The 18,952-nt window shown below is 66.4% G+C and carries 23 protein-coding genes; 6 read left to right on the top strand and 17 right to left on the bottom strand.

The window, feature by feature from the left end; genetic code table 11:
• The first annotated feature begins 248 nt into the window (after positions 1-248).
• Together BLW02_RS08345 and BLW02_RS08340 are read left to right on the top strand one after the other, a co-directional pair.
• Positions 249-551: a type II toxin-antitoxin system RelE/ParE family toxin gene (locus BLW02_RS08345; RefSeq protein ID WP_092697881.1), complete on the top strand. Its 303-nt coding sequence runs from the start codon at positions 249-251 to the stop codon at positions 549-551.
• Entirely contained in the window at positions 523-822 is a 300-nt protein-coding gene (locus BLW02_RS08340; RefSeq protein WP_092697880.1) for an addiction module antidote protein, read from the top strand. Before BLW02_RS08345 ends, BLW02_RS08340 begins: the two co-directional genes overlap by 29 nt.
• A gap of 225 nt (positions 823-1,047) precedes the next feature.
• Here BLW02_RS08340 and BLW02_RS08335 read toward each other — a convergent pair whose 3' ends face one another.
• From BLW02_RS08335 to moaC, 4 genes are all read right to left on the bottom strand, one after another.
• Positions 1,048-2,298, bottom strand: a complete 1,251-nt coding sequence (locus tag BLW02_RS08335) for a type II toxin-antitoxin system HipA family toxin (protein WP_092697879.1) — start codon at positions 2,296-2,298, stop codon at positions 1,048-1,050.
• On the bottom strand, positions 2,298-2,669 hold the full coding sequence (locus BLW02_RS08330; RefSeq protein WP_092697878.1) for a helix-turn-helix domain-containing protein: 372 nt from the start codon (positions 2,667-2,669) through the stop codon (positions 2,298-2,300). Before BLW02_RS08330 ends, BLW02_RS08335 begins: the two co-directional genes overlap by 1 nt.
• Before the next feature lie 326 nt (positions 2,670-2,995).
• Positions 2,996-3,589: a Uma2 family endonuclease gene (locus BLW02_RS08325; RefSeq protein ID WP_092697877.1), complete on the bottom strand. Its 594-nt coding sequence runs from the start codon at positions 3,587-3,589 to the stop codon at positions 2,996-2,998.
• 65 nt (positions 3,590-3,654) lie between these two features.
• Positions 3,655-4,140: a cyclic pyranopterin monophosphate synthase MoaC gene (gene moaC / locus BLW02_RS08320; protein ID WP_092697876.1), complete on the bottom strand. Its 486-nt coding sequence runs from the start codon at positions 4,138-4,140 to the stop codon at positions 3,655-3,657.
• 101 nt (positions 4,141-4,241) lie between these two features.
• On the opposite strand from moaC, the gene BLW02_RS08315 reads away from it, so the two are divergent.
• Complete coding sequence (locus BLW02_RS08315; RefSeq protein WP_092697890.1) at positions 4,242-5,783, top strand: M48 family metalloprotease; 1,542 nt, start codon at positions 4,242-4,244, stop codon at positions 5,781-5,783.
• Here BLW02_RS08315 and BLW02_RS08310 read toward each other — a convergent pair.
• The 3 genes from BLW02_RS08310 to BLW02_RS08300 form a co-directional block, all read right to left on the bottom strand.
• Positions 5,751-6,104 (bottom strand): phage holin family protein, encoded by a 354-nt coding sequence (locus BLW02_RS08310; protein ID WP_092697875.1) that lies wholly within the window; start codon positions 6,102-6,104, stop codon positions 5,751-5,753. The genes BLW02_RS08315 and BLW02_RS08310 overlap by 33 nt on opposite strands.
• A 53-nt stretch (positions 6,105-6,157) precedes the next feature.
• Positions 6,158-6,604, bottom strand: a complete 447-nt coding sequence (locus tag BLW02_RS08305; protein ID WP_092697874.1) for a hypothetical protein — start codon at positions 6,602-6,604, stop codon at positions 6,158-6,160.
• Between the two features lie 98 nt (positions 6,605-6,702).
• Positions 6,703-7,431 (bottom strand): TerC family protein, encoded by a 729-nt coding sequence (locus BLW02_RS08300; RefSeq protein WP_092697873.1) that lies wholly within the window; start codon positions 7,429-7,431, stop codon positions 6,703-6,705.
• A gap of 514 nt (positions 7,432-7,945) precedes the next feature.
• Here BLW02_RS08300 and BLW02_RS08295 point away from each other — a divergent pair.
• Positions 7,946-8,374 (top strand): DUF3717 domain-containing protein, encoded by a 429-nt coding sequence (locus BLW02_RS08295; RefSeq protein ID WP_092697872.1) that lies wholly within the window; start codon positions 7,946-7,948, stop codon positions 8,372-8,374.
• 45 nt (positions 8,375-8,419) lie between these two features.
• Positions 8,420-8,725 (top strand): putative signal transducing protein, encoded by a 306-nt coding sequence (locus tag BLW02_RS08290; RefSeq protein WP_092697889.1) that lies wholly within the window; start codon positions 8,420-8,422, stop codon positions 8,723-8,725.
• A 168-nt stretch (positions 8,726-8,893) separates the two neighbouring features.
• Here the strand turns inward: BLW02_RS08290 and BLW02_RS08285 are convergent, their stop codons facing one another.
• Together BLW02_RS08285 and purB are read right to left on the bottom strand one after the other, a co-directional pair.
• Positions 8,894-9,454: a YaeQ family protein gene (locus BLW02_RS08285; protein WP_092697871.1), complete on the bottom strand. Its 561-nt coding sequence runs from the start codon at positions 9,452-9,454 to the stop codon at positions 8,894-8,896.
• 78 nt (positions 9,455-9,532) lie between these two features.
• Positions 9,533-10,912, bottom strand: coding sequence for an adenylosuccinate lyase (purB, locus tag BLW02_RS08280; RefSeq protein ID WP_092697870.1), 1,380 nt, complete (start codon positions 10,910-10,912; stop codon positions 9,533-9,535).
• Positions 10,913-11,014: 102 nt separating this feature from the next.
• Here purB and BLW02_RS08275 point away from each other — a divergent pair, with 102 nt between their 5' ends.
• Positions 11,015-11,629 carry a glutathione S-transferase family protein gene (locus BLW02_RS08275; RefSeq protein WP_092697869.1) on the top strand — a complete coding sequence of 205 codons (615 nt, stop codon included), beginning with the start codon at positions 11,015-11,017 and terminating at the stop codon, positions 11,627-11,629.
• A gap of 77 nt (positions 11,630-11,706) precedes the next feature.
• On the opposite strand, the gene BLW02_RS08270 is transcribed toward BLW02_RS08275, so the two are convergent.
• From BLW02_RS08270 to BLW02_RS08235, 8 genes are read right to left on the bottom strand one after another with little or no spacing between them, the layout of a single operon-like run.
• The gene (locus BLW02_RS08270; protein WP_092697868.1) at positions 11,707-12,162 is read right to left on the bottom strand and encodes a nuclear transport factor 2 family protein; all 456 of its coding nucleotides are present in this window, start codon (positions 12,160-12,162) and stop codon (positions 11,707-11,709) included.
• A 6-nt stretch (positions 12,163-12,168) separates the two neighbouring features.
• Complete coding sequence (locus BLW02_RS08265) at positions 12,169-12,951, bottom strand: SDR family NAD(P)-dependent oxidoreductase (RefSeq protein ID WP_092697867.1); 783 nt, start codon at positions 12,949-12,951, stop codon at positions 12,169-12,171.
• On the bottom strand, positions 12,948-13,490 hold the full coding sequence (locus BLW02_RS08260; protein WP_092697866.1) for a DUF3833 domain-containing protein: 543 nt from the start codon (positions 13,488-13,490) through the stop codon (positions 12,948-12,950). The genes BLW02_RS08265 and BLW02_RS08260 overlap by 4 nt, the downstream gene beginning before the upstream one ends.
• Before the next feature lie 20 nt (positions 13,491-13,510).
• On the bottom strand, positions 13,511-14,785 hold the full coding sequence (locus BLW02_RS08255; RefSeq protein ID WP_092697865.1) for an MFS transporter: 1,275 nt from the start codon (positions 14,783-14,785) through the stop codon (positions 13,511-13,513).
• Entirely contained in the window at positions 14,782-15,315 is a 534-nt protein-coding gene (locus BLW02_RS08250; RefSeq protein WP_092697864.1) for a chalcone isomerase family protein, read from the bottom strand. The genes BLW02_RS08255 and BLW02_RS08250 overlap by 4 nt, the downstream gene beginning before the upstream one ends.
• 50 nt (positions 15,316-15,365) lie before the next feature.
• Positions 15,366-16,601 carry an SAM-dependent methyltransferase gene (locus tag BLW02_RS08245; protein WP_092697888.1) on the bottom strand — a complete coding sequence of 412 codons (1,236 nt, stop codon included), beginning with the start codon at positions 16,599-16,601 and terminating at the stop codon, positions 15,366-15,368.
• Positions 16,602-16,627: 26 nt separating this feature from the next.
• On the bottom strand, positions 16,628-17,419 hold the full coding sequence (locus BLW02_RS08240) for a DUF1365 domain-containing protein (protein WP_026435536.1): 792 nt from the start codon (positions 17,417-17,419) through the stop codon (positions 16,628-16,630).
• Positions 17,416-18,726, bottom strand: coding sequence for an NAD(P)/FAD-dependent oxidoreductase (locus BLW02_RS08235; protein WP_026435537.1), 1,311 nt, complete (start codon positions 18,724-18,726; stop codon positions 17,416-17,418). Before BLW02_RS08235 ends, BLW02_RS08240 begins: the two co-directional genes overlap by 4 nt.
• Between the last annotated feature and the right edge of the window lie 226 nt (positions 18,727-18,952).

Below are 18,952 nucleotides of genomic sequence, written 5' to 3'. Positions count from 1 at the left end.
CATCGCCATCACACCCGAGTCGTCATAATCTGGTCGTCCTGCCTGGGGGAATTTGGGGTGGCCAAGGGTGGGGGAATTTGACCTGGCCATCGGGGAAGCGTTCGGCTGGCCATTTGAACGGGTACGTGAAGTTTGTCGGCACCTGTTCACCCGAAATCAAGTTCTTTCTTGGGAGGCCAGCTTCGGCATTGTCTTTGGCTGGGCGCAACTCGGGTTGCAATTCGTAGCCTTTTGGCTACAATTCATTTATGTACAGCGTCATCGAAACTGAACAGTTCGCGCAGTGGATGACGGGCGTCAAGGACAAACCGACTCGGATTCGTCTAGCGCGCCGGGGCCTGTTGGGCGATGTCGCGCCGGTTGGAGAAGGCGTAAGCGAGATGCGCGAGTTCTTCGGCCCCGGTTGGCGCATGTACTACGTGATGCAGGGAACGACCCTCATCCTGATGCCTGGGGGCGGCGCAAAATTCACCCAGGAGCGCGACATTGAACGAACCAAAACACTGGCTTTGGAGTTGCAAAATGAGCAAGATCAAGACCCGCCCGTTTGACATGACCAATTACATCGAGAGCGATGACGATGCCGTCGAATACCTGCGCCAGGTACTGGAAGACAACGATCCAGCAGAACTGGCTGCAGCCCTGGGGACCATCGCCAGGGCACGCGGCATGACACAGCTTGCGCGCGACACGGGCCTTTCCCGCGAAAGCCTCTACAAGAGCCTTTCGGGGGAGCGGGCGCCAAGCTCGGATACGCTATTCAAGGTCATCCATGCCATGGGGTTCAAGCTCTCCTTGGCGCCCCTTGAAGTGCAAGCCTGATCCAGAAAAATTGGTGCCAGAATCTGACCAAGGCCAAATTTCAGCCTCCACCGCTGATGTCATAAGCGCTGAGAGCTATCAAAACAGAAGTCCCGCGCCATCATTTAAATAGGCTCAAGTAATGATGGATGCGCCTTGTCCCGAGACGCAAGCTTGGCATTCGGCATCAATGGGGAGTGCTATCTGAGCCTTGATACAAGTCGCCCAGCGGGCAGTGTGGTGCCGTCAGCACCAAGCCTGGCGCTGGTCGCGCAGGTAGGGTCGGTCGATCTGCGCGGCCAGCGATTCAATGTCGGCGGGGCGCACGCCCGCGCTGGCAAAGTGCTGTTGCCAGCCATTCACCACCGCCACCACCTGGCGCACGGCTTGTTCAGCCTGCGGGCGCGCCAGGCCGAACCGGGACGATTCGGACAGGGCATTGTCCAGGCTGGAGTCGGCCATGGCGCTGCCCACGCGCATTTGCTGGTAGCCCAGGGCCTGGCCTGACGGCAGCACGTCGAAGGCGGGGGAGAGTTCGTAGCCTCCCGCGTCAGTCACCAGGAGCACATGGTTCTTTTCGTGGTCGTCTGTGTTGTCGATCAGGATGTTGAACACCATGCGTTTGAACAGCTCCTGCATGTGCAGCAGGTTGCATTGGGCTTGCGTGGTGCCGCGGCGGCGCAGCAGTTGGGCCAGCTCGGGGTAGCCCAGGTTTTCGCCCGCCGCCTTCAGTGCCACCCGGGCCGACAGCGCATGTTTGCGTGTGCCTGCCTCGCGGTCGAAGCGCTTCACCGCCACGGCGTGCCCGGCGTGCAGCCGGATGGGCTGTGTGGCGGCCACACGGATTCCGGCCAGGCGGGCCAGCGTCATGGTGGCGTGTTCGACCAGCGGCGTATCCACCGGCTCGCCGGGCTCGGCAAACTTCAGCACCCACTGCGCGCCCTGCATGCTGACCAGCGCCTTGGGCCTGGCGCCCCCCATGGTGGCGCCGGGTGCGATCAACCGGCGCTGCTCGGGCGGCACGGGGGATCCATCCAGCACACGCCGGACCAGTGCCTCGATGGCAGGGACATCGGCAAATCCGGGCAGCGGACCCAGCCGCCGTGGCACATAGGCGCTGGCCGACAGGGAGACGCCGAGCGCGCCAAAGCGTTCATCGCCCGCGTAGAAGAGGTATTCCATCAGGGACAGGCGAGGCGGCTTGTCCAGCATGCGAATGACGCGCTCGCCCCAGCGGTCGGGCCGGGCGTCGTCCACGGCGCCTGCGGCAGTTTCTTTTTCGGTGGGCAGGAATTCCTGGTCGATCAGGGGCAGGTCTTCGCTGAGTGCAAAGCCGCGTGCGAGCCAGTGTGCCGTGTAGCGCAGCGAAACGCCTTTGAGTGCCCGCACCGTGCACAGCGTGCCCACCGGCACGGGTGCGGCGGGGTGGCTCAGCCACCACAGGTGCAGTGTGTCGGTGGGCTGGTAGTCCACCGGTGTGAGTGCCTGCTCCGGCATCAGGGTTTGCCTGCCTGGCTGGGGGTGCGCAATCGTTCTTCGATGGAGGGGGGTTTGCGCACCGAGCGGGTTTGGGCTGCCCGGACGGCGGATTCAAGCGCACCCAGGTCCAGCGCCGGCGCCGCCAGTTCGGCTACGGCCTGCACGCGCCCCATGAGCCATAGCGCCGTAACGTAGGCCCCCATGGAGACGCTGGGGTCGCCGCGCTCCATGCGGACCAGCGTTGGCTCCGACACCCCGATGCGCTGCGCCCAGGCCCTGAGGGATTCGCGCCGGCGCTTGCGCGCCACCGCCAGGTCAGCGCCCAGCTGGCGCATGCCGGCCTGCGCGGCGGGGGGCATCGACTCAAGGGCCATCGAACGCTTTGACATACATATATGTTAGCAAACAATGCCGAATGCATAAATATACTTGTGTTGATGTCAGGCAGTGATTGGCTCGCGCTGTGCTGGCGTCCGCCGAAGGGCTGTTCGGTGCGTGCAAGGCTTCGACAAACCTGTCCTGGGTCCATCGAAGGGCTCAGCCCGGACGGGTGGGGGAACGATGCATCCGAGGAAGGTCGCCAATCAGGCGGAATATGTCGGTAGCGCCCGGCTGGCATGCGCGAGCAGCTTCGAATTCACAACGCGGATCAATGCCAGCGGCTGTGTGGCTCAGCGCTATCGAGTCGCTGGTTTCCTGGCGGCGGGGCCGGCGTTCAGGCCGTCGGCCCGGGCACCTCCACGGCGCCCACGCGCGCATCCTCATACAAGCGCTCCATCGGAACGCTCAGCCCCACACTGGCAAACTCCACCGCGTCTCCCGCTTCGGACGGATACAGCACCCAGTGGCCGCCCTCGTCGCGCCGGAACAGATCGATGCTCAGGCGCTCAGTGTCCACCAGCGCGTATTCGCGTAGGCTGGGCAGTTTGCGGTAGGCGGCAAACTTGGCACCGCGGTCGTAGGCGGATGTGGTTGGCGAGAGCACTTCCACCACCAGACTGGGCGCTGCCTTGTAGTGGCTGTGGGCGCGGTCGGTTTCGGCACAGGTGACGAAAACGTCGGGGCAGAAGAAGGCGTTGTCGGCCTCTACGCGCAGTTTCATGTCAGAGATGAAAACGCTGCACGGGCCGCCGCGCAGGTGGTTGCGCAGTGCCATGAACACATTTCCAGCCAGGGTGACATGCGCCTCAGAGGCGCCCGCCATGGCGAAGACTTCGCCGTCCAGGTATTCGTGCTTTTCAGGCTGCTCGGCCTCCCAGTCGAGGTAAGCGGAGGTGTCAAACCGGCGGTTGGCGACGGGGACGGTCATGGTGGCATCTCCAGGCAAACGGTGTCGCCCATTGTCGTTGAGCAAGAGCGCAGGCGGGCGTCATTTCACACCACGAAACTCCCCGACTTCCCCCCATGCTTTTCCACCACGCGCACATCGTGGATGGACATGCCCCGGTCCACGGCCTTGCACATGTCATAGATGGTGAGCAGGGCCACCTGCACGGCGGTGAGGGCTTCCATCTCTACGCCGGTGGGGCCTACGGTTTCCACGGTGGCTGAGCAAAATATGCCCGTAGCGCCTGGTTGGTATGCGCTGGCAGCTTCGAATTCAATAGCAACGCGGGTGAGCGCGAGCGGGTGGCACAGCGGGATGAGGTCGCTGGTTTTCTTGGCGGCCATGATGCCGGCGATGCGGGCGATACCGAGCACGTCGCCCTTTTTGGCGTTGCCGGCCTCGATGAGGGCCAGGGTGGCGGGCAGCATTTCGATGCGGCCGATGGCGATGGCGATGCGGTGCGTGGCGGCCTTGGCGGCCACGTCCACCATGTGGGCCTGGCCCTGGGCGTCGAAGTGGGTGAGTGCGGACATGGCGGGGTAACCGAATGAAGTAGGTGGGAAACTTTGCGAGGACGGGGCATCATACGTTCATGTGGAATCGCAAGCGCACCCCCTCGCCCCCCATGACGGCCATGGCCTCCGCTCGGTCGAGAAAATGGTCAAAACTGCTTCAAGCGCTTGCCAAAAATACGCTAACAGCTTCTTTATTGGTAGCATTTGCTGCCTTGGCGCCATTGTCTGCAAAGGCCCAGCCCAGCCTGCCCACGCTGGGCGACGGCAGCGCGCTCACGACGGGCGAGGAGCGCCGCCTGGGCGACCGCATCATCCGCGAGCTGTACCGCGACCCCGACTACATCGATGACCCGGTGCTGGTGGAATATGTGCAGGGGCTGTGGCAGGCGCTGCTGGCGGCGGCGCGCGCGCGCGGCGAGCTCTCGCCCGAGCTCGATGAGCGCTTTGCCTGGGAGGTGCTGCTGGGGCGCGACCGCACGGTGAACGCCTTTGCGCTGCCCGGCGGCTACCTGGGCGTGCACCTGGGGCTGATTGGCGTGGTGGCCACGCGCGACGAGCTGGCCTCGGTGCTGGCGCACGAGTTGAGCCATGTCACGCAACGGCATATCTCGCGCCTGATGGCACAGCAAAGCAAGCAGACGCCCTTGCTGCTGGGGGCGATGGTGCTGGCCGCGCTGGCCGCCAGCAAGAACCCGGGGGCTGCCCAGGCCATGATGGTGGGCGGCCAGGCGGTGGCCATGCAGAACCAGCTCAATTTCTCGCGCGACATGGAGCGCGAGGCCGACCGCATCGGCTACGGGCTGATGGAGCCTTCGGGCTTTGCGCCCCAGGGTTTCGTGAGCATGTTCGACAAGCTGCAGCAAGCCAACCGCCTCAACGACAACGGCTCGTGGCCTTATCTGCGCAGCCACCCGCTGACCACCCAGCGCATGGCCGACATGCACTCGCGCCTGCCGCCCGGCGGCGCGGCGCCGCCACCGCAGCCTGGCCTGGAGCACGCCCTGGTGGCGGCCCGGGCCCGCGTGCTGTCGAACCCCGGCGTGGATGCGCTGCGGCTGTGGATCACCGAGCCGCAAAACAGCGGCTTTGCCAGCCAGCCCGCGCCGCGCCGTGCCGCAGCGCTGTACACCGCTGCGCTGGCCAGCAACCAGTTGCGCGATTTTGCGGCCGCGCGCACGGCCCAGGCGCGGCTGGACGAGGTGGTGCGTGGCGATGCCGCCGCCCAGCGGCAATCGCAGCGGCTGGCAGCCGAGATCGCGTTGGCGGCGGGCCTGCCCGAAGCGGCGCTGCAGCGGTTGCCGGCAGAAACGGGCCGGCCGGAGCTGGTGCTGCGCACCCAGGCCCTGCTGCGCCTGGGACGCCCCGCCGAGGTAACAGGCGCCCTGCAGACCTGGGTGACCAACCACCCGCACGATGCCACGGTGTGGCAGTTGCTGGCGAGCGCCTGGCAGGCGCAGGGGCAGCCGCTGCGCGCCGTGCGTGCCGAGGCCGAATCGCACGCGGCCCGCTACGACTATGCCGCCGCGGTGGACCGCTTCAAGGCCGGGCAGGACCTGGCGCGCAAGAGCCACAGCGCCGCCGACTACATCGAGGCGTCCATCATCGACACGCGCCTGCGTGCGATGGAGTCACTTCTGAAGGAACAGGCTGCCGAGCGCTGATTCGATCAGCAGCCCCAGCGCCGAATAGATCAGCGAGCCCAGCAAGGCGGCGCCAAAGCCGTTGACGTGAAAGCCGTCCAGCACGCCCGCGGCAGCCCAGAACATGAGGGCGTTGATCACGAACAGAAACAGGCCCACGGTGACCAGGGTCACCGGCAGCGTCAGCACCACCAGCACGGGGCGCAGCACGGCATTGAACAGGCCGATGACGAAGGCGGCAATCAGCGCCGACGCAAAGCTTTGCACCTGCACGCCGCTGTAGAGGTAGGCCACCAGCAGCAGCGCTGCAGCGCTGAGCAGCCATTTGAGGAGGAGTTTCATGCGCGCAGGATAGCACCGTGCCTGCCTTGGCAGACGGCCCTGTGCGCGCAGGATTACGCCAGGTCCAGCGCCAGCAGGGCGCCCAATCCGGTCAGCAGGCTGGGCACGGTGCCCGGGAACGACAGGCGCGCCGGCGCAGGAGCCGGTTCAGTGGCGGCATCGTGCCTGGGCCGGCGGGCATCCACCACGCGGGCGGCGCCCAGTTCGGCCTGCAGTTGGGCGACCAGCTCCGGCAAGGGGCCTTTGGCCAGCACCGTGGTCACGCTGCCGCCGCCCGAAGGCAGCAAAGGCAGCAGTTGCGCAAACAGCTTCTCGGCCCATTTGTCGCGCCAGTTCTCGCGGGTGCGATGGCTCACCCATTTGCTGATGCGGTGCGTCATGCGCGGTGCGCAGGCCACCAGCACCCAATGCGTGGCAACAGCGGCCTCAGTTGCCAGCAAGGGCGCCAGGATCTGCTGCGCCTGGGCGGCGTCGTCCACGTACACAATGACTTTGTCCATACCACCTCCGAAAAAAGGGGCCCATGACAAAGGGGGCATGCAGCCCCCTTTGCGTCAGCCGGTTGCCAGCGCGCACGCTGGCACGTGCAGATGCGCCATCAACCCTCGGCAGGCGCAGCAGCGGCGCGGCGCGCCAGGATCACCTTGCCAGCCGCCAGCACCAGCAGTGCGCCGGCCACGCTGGCTGCATAGCGGATGGTGTCGGTTTGCGCGATCTTCAGCATCCACTGCCATTTGTCGGGGTTGGCGAAGACCGGGTCGGTCACCAGCATGCCGCCCGCGATCCAGCCCAGCAGCATGCCGCCGAGCGTGATGATGAAGGGGAAACGCTCCATGAGCTTGATGACCAGCTGGCTGCCCCAGACGATGATCGGGATCGAGATCAGCAAGCCCAGCACCACCAGCAGGAACTGGTGCTCACCCGCGTTCTGCGCGGCGCCGGCAATGGCGATCACGTTGTCCACGCTCATCACCAGGTCGGCCACGATGATGGTCTTGATGGCGGCCAGCAGCTTGTCGCTGGTCTGGATGTCGCCATGGCCGTCTTCATCGGGGGCCAGCAGCTTGACGCCAATCCACACCAGCAGCAGCGCACCCACGAACTTGAGGAACGGCAGCGCCAGCAGCGTCATGGCAAACGCAATCAGGACCACGCGCAGCACGATGGCACCCGCCGTGCCCCAGATGATGCCCTTGGTGCGCTGGGCGGGTGGCAGTTTGCGGCAGGCCAGCGCAATGACCACCGCGTTGTCGCCACCCAGCAGGATGTCGATGATGATGATCTGGCCGAGTGCGAGCCAGAATTCGGGCGATGCCAGAAAGTCCATAAATTCCTCGATATCAAGAGACACAAAGGACGACCTGGCAGCCACTGTAGCGCCGAGCCGTTCCCGGGGATAGAGGGCCTGCAATGGGCGGATCAGGGCATGCTGCGCAGGGCAGATGTTGCGAAGGGATGGCCTTGATCAGCCCACAGCGGGCCCATCAAAGGTCTTGCTCGGTTCAGCACTCTGGCGTGCGCTGAACCCGGACCGCCGGAAGCGATGCTTCGTATTGACGACGGTTCCGATGCCATGCGTCCGGTGGCCAACAGGTGGCGCGGCCGAAGCGCATGTCGGGAGCTACTCCCCTTCGAAGCGGCGATTGGAACACAGCCCGCACCGGGCGTGCAAGATTCCGCTGCAGCGCCAAGGGCATTAATCCAAGAGAAAAAGGCCTGTGGATCATTGCAGATAAGCGTTCAAAGCTATGAAAACAGGAGCTCACCGCCGAACCAGCCACCGCGCGGCTATGATCCACGCCCTGTTGCCCTCCCGTCCCTGCTGCAACACAACCGCCACCATGGCCGCCATCCACATCACCGACATCGAAGCCGCCATCAACCACTGGCGCGAGCGCGCCCCCGCGGGCGCCGGCGCGGCGCTGGCGCCCGAGATCAGCGCGCTCGGCGAGGTGTATGCGCGCATGGTGTTCCGCCACGAGAACGAAGCCGACGAGCAGAGCCTGCCGGCCGCAGCGCGGGCCGCCTGGCTGGCCTGGTACGACACCACGCCCGACACGCCGTGCATTGCCATCTGCTCCACCAGCCAGGGCGACGACTGGTGCAAGGGCTGCGGGCGCAGCTTTGACGAAGTGCAGTTCTGGCCGGCCATGGGCCCCGCCGAAAAACGCGCCGTGTGGCGCCGCATCACGCTGGAGCACACCGCATGGCGCTTCAACCGCTACGCCGAACGCGCGGCCGAGGGGGCCGGCGGCACCGCGCCACCCTGACCGCGCCCCTGTACGCCCCGGCCGCAAAGCGCTATGGTGGTTGCCATGCTGCGTCTCACCCAGGCCCCGAACATCGCCATTGCCACGCTGTGGGCCGACCTGCTGTGCGAGGCGGGCATGACGGCATCGGTGCAGCGGCAATACCTGGGGGCCGCAGCCGGGCACCTGCCACCCGACCAGTGCCTGCCCGAGATCTGGCTCGACTACGAAGAACACGCCACCCGCGCCCGGGCCTTGCTGCAGGAACTGCAGGACTTGCCCCAGCGCCAGTGGCGCTGCCGCTGTGGCGAGACGGTGGAAGGCGGTTTCGAGCAGTGCTGGCAGTGCGGCGCGCTGATGCCGCGGGGATAAGAGACACCCCCCTGAGCCGCTGCGCGGCTTCCCCCCGCTCTCGCAGCGCTGCGCGTTGCGGGCAGGAGGACGCAGCCCTCGCTGCGGGGCGGCCCTTGCTTGGCTGCCCTGGCCTGGGCCGCGCCAGTTTCGCGGATGGATGGCTGCGCTAAGGACCGTGCTGCGGAGTCATTTCCAGCGCACCGGCTCCACATGCACGCTGCCCTGCGTGCTGCTCAGGGTGATGGCCCCCTCCTGCACCGTGGCCTGCAGCTGCATGCTGCGTTCGGCCAGCTGCGCCAGCGCCTGCGAGGCCTCGGTAGGGATGCGCCACACCTGCAGTTTTTCGAGGCGCGAGAGCTTGGACTCGATGCCCTTCCACCAGATCTCGGCGGCGTGGTTGAAGCAGTACACGATCACTGAATCGGCCTTGCTGCAGGCCTTGGTGAGCGGCTTGTCCTCGGGCTGCCCCACCTCGATCCACACACGCTTGCGGCCGGTGAAGTCGGTCAGCGAGGCATCGGGGTCGTCCGGATCGGACAGGCCCGCGCCAAAGGCCAGGGTGGCGTCACCGTTGCACAGGTCATTGAGTTGGTGCGCCTGAATGGCCAGCGCCGCCAGCCGCACCATCATGCGCTCGTCGGTTTCGCTGGGGTGCCGGGCCAGCGTGAGCGCGTGGTCGGCGTAGTAGCCGTGGTCGATGTCGGCGATCGCAAGATTCGCCTTGAAGATGGTGGATTTGATGGCCATGCAGCCTCACTATGAAATAGATAGCTGCTGGCGCTTGACACACAAACGCCAGAGGCCAAAACGGCTAAAAACCAGTGATCAGACGCGCCGCGCGAGTTCGGAGGCCTTGCCGGTGTAGCTGCCGGGCGTCATGGCCAGCAGGCGGTCCTTGTCGGCCTGCGGAATCTCCAGCCCGTTGATCAGCGCGTGCAGCGCCTCGGCCGTCACGGTCTTGCCGCGGGTCACTTCCTTGAGCTTTTCGTAGGCGCCCTGCACGCCATAGCGGCGCATCACGGTCTGGATGGGCTCGGCCAGCACTTCCCAGGCGGCGTCCAGGTCCTCGGCCAGGGCCTCTTCGTTCAGCTCCAGCTTGTTCAGGCCAGTCAGCAGCGAGGCATAGGCCAGCGCGGCATAGCCCAGGGCCACGCCCATGTTGCGCAGCACGGTGCTGTCGGTCAGGTCGCGCTGCCAGCGGCTGATGGGCAGTTTTTCGGACAGGTGGCGCAGCAGCGCGTTGGCCAGGCCCAGGTTGCCTTCGGCGTTCTCGAAGTCGATGGGGTTGACCTTGTGCGGCATGGTGCTGGAGCCAATCTCACCGGCCTTGAGGCGCTGCTTGAAGTAGCCCAGGCTCACATAGCCCCAGATGTCGCGCGAGAGGTCCACCAAAATGGTGTTGGCACGCGCCACGGCGTCGAACAGCTCGGCCATGTAGTCGTGCGGCTCGATCTGGATGGAATAGGGCTGGAAGGTGAGGCCCAGGCCCAGCGGCTCGGGTGTCTCGATGACGTTCTTGCTGAAGGCTTCCCAGTCGAAATCGGGCCAGGCCGACAGGTGGGCGTTGTAGTTGCCCACGGCGCCGTTCATCTTGCCCAGGATCTTGATGGCCGCAATGCGTTCGCTGGCGGCCTGCAGGCGCATGAGCACGTTGGCCATTTCCTTGCCCACCGTGGTGGGGCTGGCTGTCTGGCCGTGGGTGCGGCTGAGCATGGGCACGTCGGCAAAGGCGTGGGCCATCTCGCGCAGCTTGAGGATGATGCGGTCCAGGCCCGGCAGCACCACCTGGTCGCGGCCCGCGCGCAGTTGCAGCGCGTGGCTGGTGTTGTTGATGTCTTCGCTGGTGCAGGCGAAATGCACGAATTCCGAGGCTTTTTCCAGCTCGGGACGGGCTTCGAACTTGGATTTGATCCAGTATTCGACGGCCTTCACGTCGTGGTTGGTGGTTTTCTCGATCTCCTTGATGGCGGCCGAATCGGCCTCGGAGAAATTCTTGACCAGGCCCAGCAGATAGGCGCGGGCGCCGGTGGTCAGCGGCTTGAATTCGGCAAATCCGGCATCGGACAACGCGATGAACCAGGCCACTTCCACCTGAACACGGCGTTGCATGTAGCCGTGTTCACTCATGATGGGCCGCAGGGCGGCAAGTTTGCTGGCATAACGGCCGTCAAGCGGCGACAGGGCGGTAATGGTGGACAGGCTCATGGCGCGAGATTGTAGGCGTGCGCACCCGGTCGGCGCCCCGCGGGCCGCTGCCGATAGAATCGCCAGCGTATGGAACAGACAACCCCGCGCAACGGAAGAAACATGAAACTGATCGGTGCCAACGCCAGTCCTTACGTCCGCAAGGTACGCATCGTGATGGCAGAAAAAAAGCTCGACTACCAGTTCGTGCAGGAAAACGTCTGGGCCGATGACACCGCCATTGCCAAATCCAACCCGCTGGGCAAGGTGCCCTGCCTGGTGATGGAGGGCGGCGAGGCGGTGTTCGACTCGCGCGTGATCGTGGAATATCTCGACACGCTCTCGCCCGTGGGCAAGCTCATCCCCGTGCAGGGACGCGAACGCGCCGAGGTCAAGACCTGGGAAGCGCTGGCCGATGGCCTGGTGGACGCAGCCATCCTCGCCCGGCTGGAAGCCACCTGGGCGGGCCGCCAGGACGGTGAACGCAGCCAGGCCTGGATCGACCGCCAGCTGCACAAGGTGAACGACTGCCTCAAGTCCATGAGCCAGGGCCTGGGCGACAAGCCGTTTTGCAGCGGCATCCACCTGAGCCTGTCGGACATCGCCGTGGGCTGCGCCCTGGGCTGGCTGGAGTTTCGCTTCCCCCAGATCGACTGGCGCAGCGAGTACCCCAACCTGGGCAAGCTGCTCGACAAGCTGATGCTGCGCCCGAGCTTTGCGGACACCAGGCCGCTCTGACCGCCAGCGCGGGCCTGGGCGCCACACAGCACATGCCGGCGCCAGCCGCCTGTGCACTGGCGGCCAGACGCAAAGCGCTACCGGGCGGCGCGCCGCCGCAGCCAGCGCATCAGCGCGCCCACCATGGGCAGTTTTTCGTACAGTTCTTCGGCGGCATCCCAGTAGTCACGGTGCAGCGCCACCAGGCCCTGGTCGTTCAGCACCAGGTGCGAGGCGCCGCGCACGGTCTGGGGCACGCCCCGGTGGAAGTTCTTGAATGCGAACCAGAAATCCCAGGTCAGAAAACACTGCTGCCCCTGCACCACGCGGCCCGTGACCACGAAACGGGGCTGCTCCAGCGCCTCGAACATATGGGCAAAGATGGCTCGAATGGCGGGCACGCCCTGCACCTCGTTGAACGGGTCCTTGAAGCGCGCATCGGGCGCATACAGCTGGCCGATGGCGGCGATATCGGCCAGTGAAAGCTGCTCGAAAAACGCCGCCACGCGGGTGACGGCCTGCTCGGTGGTCGCGGTGATTTCTGGTGGCTGCATGAAAATTCAAAGGCCTGTGAACTTGCGGACTGTCGGAAAGTACCACCGGTATGGCAGCACGCGCAGCAGTTTCATCACCCGCGTGAAGCGCTTGGGAAAGTGGATGTCGAAATGCCCACGCTCCCAGCCCCGCACGATGGCCGCCGCCGCCACCTCGGGCGAGATCAGCGCGGGCATGGTGAAGTCGTTGCGCACCGTGAGCTGCGTGGCCACGAAGCCGGGATTGATCACGCTCACGCCCAGGCCCAGGTCATGCAGATCCAGGTACAGCGCCTCGGCCAGGTGGATGAGCGCGGCCTTGGTGGGCCCATAAGCCAGGCTCTTGGGCAGGCCCCGGAACCCCGCCACGCTGCTGATGAGGCTCACATGGCCCGGGCGCCCGGCCTGGGCGGCGCTGAGCATGGCGGGCAGCACGGCGGCCAGCACATGCAGGGCGCCGTTGTAGTTGATCTGCTCGTGGCGCAGCATCACGGCCAGGTCGAAATCGGTGGCGCGCATGTCGCGGTAGTAGCCCGCGCAGTAGCACACCAGGTCGGGCGCCCCCCCCGCCAGCACCTGCGCGGCAGCGGCTTGCACCTGTGCCGGTTCGGCCGTGTCAAAAGCCAGCGCCATGCTGCCGGGGTGCTGCACGACAAAGGCATCCAGCATGTCGCCGCTGCGGGCCGAGACGATGACCTGTGCGCCGCGCGCATGCAGCGCCGCCGCCGTGGCCCGGCCAATGCCGCTACTGGCGCCGATGAGCCAGGCCCTGCGGCCCTGCCAGTCGCGCAAGGGCGGGTTGAGGCTCATGGCAGCCGCTTGGTGAAGGACAGCGTGAGCTCGCCCAGGCGCACGCCGAACTTGCTCATGGTGGCGCGGTTGAGCATCACGCGGTCGTCGATGAGGTACATCCAGTCGTCCAGATCGACGTGGTAGACCTTGCCATCCACGGGCAGGGCCAGCGTGTAGTTCCAGCGGAAGGCGTTGCCGCGCGTCTGGCCGTTGGCCGTGCCCACCACATCGTCGGCGGTGCCGGTATAGCGGCCGTCGGCGTGCTGGGTCAGGCGCCAGATGCGGCGCTGCGTGGTGCCGTCGGAATAGGTGAAGGCCTCGTCGAGCACGCCCTCGTTGCCCGTCCAGGCGCAGTCCATCACCACGGCGAAGCGCTTCACGATCTGGCCGCTGCGGTCCTGGAAGATGCCGTGGGCGTCGATCTTGCCGTTGAAATACCGGGCCAGGTCGAGCACCGGTTTTTCGCTGGCGTAGCCGTCAATGCGCTGGCTGGCGCAGCCGGACAGCACCACGGGCGCAGCCACTGCGGCGGAGAGAAGGAGGCGTCGTTGCATCATGGAATTCACCTGGAGTCGGATCAGGTTCGGGATGGCCGCAGGACCAGGGCAAGCAGCGCACCCGCAGCCAACAGCTTGAGCACACTGGGCAGCACGGCGTAGGCCATGCCCAGAGTCTGCAATCCCTCGTCGCTGCGTGTGCCCGGGGTGTAGCCCCACCAGCCCAGCAGCGGCAGCGCCAGGCCGGCGGCCAGCGCCAGGTTGAGCTTGGTGGCAAAGTTCCACCAGCCAAAGTACGCACCCTCGTGCTGGCCGCTGTCGCCCTCGGCCGCGATCACACCGGCCAGCAGGGCGCTGGGCAGGGCCAGGTCGGTGCCCAGGGCCACGCCCGAGAGCGCACAGACCGCCAGGAACGGCAGCACATCGCCTGCGCCCAGGAACGCAGTCCACCCAAACACGGCAATCGCCAGCAGCATGCCCGCCAGCCAGGTGCGCGCCAGGCCCCAGCGCGCCACGGCGCGCAGCCACAGCGGGATCGACAGCGCGGCACAGACGAAATACGCGGCCAGGAACATCGGCTCCTGCGCGGGCGTGGCCTGCAGGCGGTCCTGGATGAAGAACAGCACCAGTGTGGCCGGGATGGCGCTGGCTATGCCGTTGAGCATGAACACGGCCAGCAGGCGGCGGAACGCAGGGCGCCCCCAGGGCCGCCACAGGCTGGCGCGCTGCGGCGGGCGATAGACGCCGACATCCATCGCCATCAACGGGCGCGGCGCCCGCGTCCAGGCCCACCAGCCCAGCAACAGGCTGATGGCAAACACACTCAGCATGACCGGCAGCCCCAGCAGCGCGGGCAGCACCGAGGCCAGCACCACGCCCACCAGCGCGGCACCTTCACGCCAGGCCACGATGCGGCCGCGCTGCAGCTCGTCGCCACCCAGGCGTGCGCCCCAGGACTGGTGCGCGATGCCCAGCTGGCTGTAGGCGGTGTAGGTGATGAGCAGCGCCACCAGCACCCAGACCATCAGCGCATCGGCCCCGGCTACCTGCGGAAAAAACAGGCTGATCAGCCCCAGCGCCAGCACCATGGCCGACACCGCGCCCACTGCCAGCACGGCGCGCACCGAGCGGCCGAACAGGTGGTCGGACAGGCGGCCCAGCAACGGGTCGGACACCGCATCGAACAGCCGCGCCGCCAGCAGCACCGCCCCCAGCGTGGCCAGCGGCATGCCGAACTCGCGCGCGTAGTGGTTGGGCAGCAGCACATACAGCGGCAGCGCCACGAAGGCCAGCGGCAGGCCCAGCAGCCCATAGGCCAGGCCCTGGCCGGCGCGAATGGGCGTGGTGGTGGTCATTGCGGGCCTTGGCTTGGGGTGCGGGTGGCCGCGATCAGCTCCTGCCGCAGTCCGGGCTCGGAGGTCTGGGGCGACAGCCAGATACCGAAGAACAGGCGCGAAAACTCGGCGTCAGCCACTTCGCCCACCACACGCCCGCCCATCTTGAACACGGCGCCTGCGCCGGGCTGGTACAGGCCCAGCAGCCGGTCGCCGGCCTTCACATCCGGCAAGGCGGCGGCCAGTGCCTGCTGCCAGCGCGTGGCCTGCTGGGGCGTGAAGCGGCCCACGCGGCGCATCTCTTCGATGGAGCGCTTTGCGATGGCGTCGGCCGGAAAATCGCGGTGGTAAGTCAGCTCCAGCGCCACGGGGTGGGCGGCGTAGTGGTCGGCATCAAAGCCGGGCTGCACCCACAGCCGCGCGCGGTAGATCTCGAATCCCAGAAAGCGCAGCACGCCCTGCCCCGCCAGCCGCGCACCCGACAGCGGGGCTGCAGGGGCAACGCTGGCCTCGGCCACTTGCGCCTGCGCGGTGTGAGGGCCCAAACCCATCAATGCGCCAGTGAATATTGCGGTGATAGCTATATTTTTCATGGCGTCCCTCAGTCCTTGGCCAGCGTGTACTGCACCAGGTCGATGTTGCCCATCGCAAACGCCGCCTCGCAGTACGCCAGGTAGAACTCCCAGATGTGCAGGAAGCGCTCATCGAACCCCAGCTGCAGGATCTGTGCGCGCTGCGCCAGAAAGCGCTCGCGCCAGCGCTTGAGGGTTTCGGCGTAGTCCTGGCCAAAGGCAAACTCGTCCACCACGCGCAGGCCCGCGGCCTCGGCCTCGCGGCGGAACTCGCGTGGGCAGGGCAGGCAGCCGCCGGGGAAGATGTACTGCTGGATGAAGTCCGTGGAGCTGATGTAGCGTGCAAACAGGCTGTCGTCGATGACGATGCTCTGGATGCAGGCCTTGCCGCCGGGCTTGAGCAGGCGGTTTACCGACTCGAAATAGGTGGGCCAGTATTCGCGGCCCACGGCCTCGACCATCTCGATGGAGCAGATGGCGTCGTACGGGCCGTCCTGGATGTCGCGGTAGTCCTGCAGGCGCAGGTCGGCCTTGTCTGCGACATCATGCTGCGCCATGCGCTGCTGCGCAAACGCGAGTTGTTCGGTGGACAGCGTCACGCCGGTGAGGGACGCGCCGAATTCGGTGGTCGCCATCTCGGCCAGCGCGCCCCAGCCGCAGCCGATTTCCAGCACACGGTCACCCGCCTGCACGCCCGCCATGCGCAGCGCGCGGCGCACCTTGGCGTGCTGGGCGGTGCGCAGGTCGCCGCCCGCGTCACCCTCGAACCAGGCGGACGAATAGTTCATGGTGTCGTCCAGCCACAGTTCGTAGAACGCATTGCCCAGGTCGTAATGGGCGTGGATGTTCTTCTGGCTGTTGGCGCGCGTGTTGCGATGGAGCAGGTGCTTGATGCGGTACAGCAGGCGGCCCGCCCAGGTGCCGTAGATCACGCCTTCGACCTGCTGGCGGTTGGCGATGAAGAGCTTGAGCAGGTCGGTGAGGTGCGGCGTGGTCCAGTCGCCCGCGATGTAGCTCTCGGCAAAGCCGATGTCGCCCGACTTGAGCGCGGCGCTGCACACCTTCCAGTTCTTGAACGTGATGGCGGCCGACGGACCGTTGCCATGCCCGAAGTGCTGCAGCGTGCCGTCTGGCAGCTGGACCGTGAGGTGGCCATGCTGCAGCCGCTGCAGGAGCCTGAGCGCCGTGCGCGCGGCAGCGGGCGTGCCGGCAGGCAGCGTCTGTGCGGATCGTGGGGCGGTGCGGGGCGCGGTGGTGGAGTTCATGGCGGCAGTCTCGTTGTGCAGGGAGGTCAACGGGTCACGGCGGCGGCAGGCGCCTCGGGCTTGCGATGGAAGCGCACGCGCTTGAGCCACAGCCGCAGCGCGTGCCAGTGGATGCGGACAATGATGGCCAGCGTCATGGCGGGGTAGCCCCAGAGCGCGCGGCGCAATGTCTGTGCGGTGATGGCGTGCAAGGTGCCGCTCACGCTGGTCTGGATCAGCGGGCCGGTGTCGTCGTCGTGGTCGATGCGCACCACGGTTCGGCCCGCGTCCTGTGCGCTGGCCTCGGTGCGCATGAAGCGAAAGCGGTAGCTGCCGCTCACCTCGCAGAACGGCGACACGTGGAACACCTTGCGCGCCTGCTGCTCCACGCCATATTGCGGCGCATCCAGCAGGTAGCAGTGGCGCTCGCCAAAGGTGTTATTCACCTCGACCACGATGGCGCGCAGGCGGCCGTCCGCACGGTGGCAGTACCAGAAGCTCACGGGCTTGAAGGTGTAGCCCAGCACGCGCGGGTAGCAGTGCAGCCAGGCCTCGCCCGTAGCGTCGGTGATGCCTTCGGTGCGCAGCAGCTCGTCCAGCCAGGCGAGCGCACCGCCCTGCGCGGCGCCGCGGCCGTCGCCATGGTCCACGTCATGAAAGCTGATGGCGCCCGCCCGGTTCACGGCCAGTGCGCCCCGCACTTTGGTCAGGCTGCGCATGGGCAGCATCAGGAAAAACGTGGGGTAGGCAAACGCATGCCACGTCGGCCGCAGCCGTGTGTGGCGCACCTGGCCGAAGCCGATCAGGGGCGCTGCGGGTGGGGCCGGGGCGTGGCTCACGCGGCCTCCGCCAGAGGTGTGGGCAGGGCCGTCCGCAATTGCTCGGCCACGGCCAGGCCGGACTTGAGGCCATCCTCGTGGAAGCCATAGCCCGTCCAGGCGCCGCAGAACCAGGTGTGCTGCTGCCCCTGCAGTTGGCCCACCTGCTGCTGCGCGCGGATGGCGGCCAGGTCGAACACCGGGTGGGCGTACTCGTAGCTACCGATCACGTGTTCGGGCGCAATGTCGCGCACCGGGTTCAGCGACACCACCACGGGCTGGGCAAACGGCACGGGCTGCAGCTGGTTGATGAGGTAGTGCAGGCACACGCGGGCCGACTCGCGGCTGCGCTGCCGGGCACGCTCGTAGTTCCACGCAGCCCAGGCGGCACGGCGCGCGGGCAGCACCGAGGTGTCGGTGTGCAGCACGGCGCGGTTGGCCTGGTAGCGGATGGCACCGAGCACCGCACGCTCTTGCAGGGTGGGCTGGGCCAGCAGCGCGAGCGACTGGTCGGAGTGCGTGGCCAGCACCAACTTGTCAAAGTGTTCTGTGTGGCCTGCCGTCACCACGCGCACACCGGCCGCGTCGCGCTCGATGCGGCGCACGGGGGTGTTCAGGCGCTTGTCGGCAATGCCTGCCACGATCTTGTCAACGTAGTGGCGCGCGCCACCGGACACCGTCCACCATTGCGGGCGGTGGCTCACCTGGATCAGGCCATGGTTGTGGCAGAACCGGATCATGGTGGCCACGGGGAACTTCAGCATCTGGTCGGTAGGGCAGCTCCAGATGCAACCCAGCATGGGCAGGAAGTACCAGTCGCGAAACGCCTCACCAAAGCGGTGCTCCTGGAGGAAATCACCCAGCGGCTGCATCAGCGCTGCCTCGGCCTGCTGCTCGGCAATGCGCGTGCACAGTTGGTTGAAGCGCAGCAGGTCGCGCAGCATGCCCAGAAAGCGCGGGTTGACCAGGTTGGAACGCTGGGCAAACACGGTGCTCAGGCTGGTGCCGCTCCACTCCAGCGTGCGCCCACGGCGCAGGGCGCCCGGCACCTGCACAGAAAACGACATGTCGGACTTTGCCGTCTCGACACCCAGCTCGGTCAGCAGACGGATGAGATGGGGGTAGGTGCGCTCGTTGAAAACCAGAAAACCGGTGTCCACGCCATGCGTGACGGATCGACCCGACGCATCGGGCAGCATGACGTCCACCGTGTGGGTGTGGCCACCAAAGTAGTCACCCGCCTCATACAGGGTGATGGCCGCCTGGCCGCGCAATTCGTGCGCTACGGACAGTCCGGAGATGCCGGAGCCGATGATGGCGACTTTCATGGCCGGCCCCCTCTGGCCGGCGCCTGGAATAAAAAAGTTGCGAAGCGTCCCGAAACGAATAAGAGAGGGAGGGAGGAGAAGCGCTCCAGGAGGTCAGTCGGAACCCGGGGGCCCGAAAGGCTTCGCAACGTCAAACTGGTAAGGCGCCCAATGCGCTCTTGCAATCTACTGAGTGGAGTTATACCGCCAAAGTTCCAGCCCGTGGCGTAAAAAAAAACAGCCGTGC

This window comes from Acidovorax soli (genome assembly GCF_900107605.1).
Classification (GTDB): domain Bacteria; phylum Pseudomonadota; class Gammaproteobacteria; order Burkholderiales; family Burkholderiaceae_C; genus Acidovorax; species Acidovorax soli.
The sequence above is the reverse complement of the archived record's forward strand: the minus strand, read 5'-3'. Positions and strand labels throughout refer to the sequence as shown.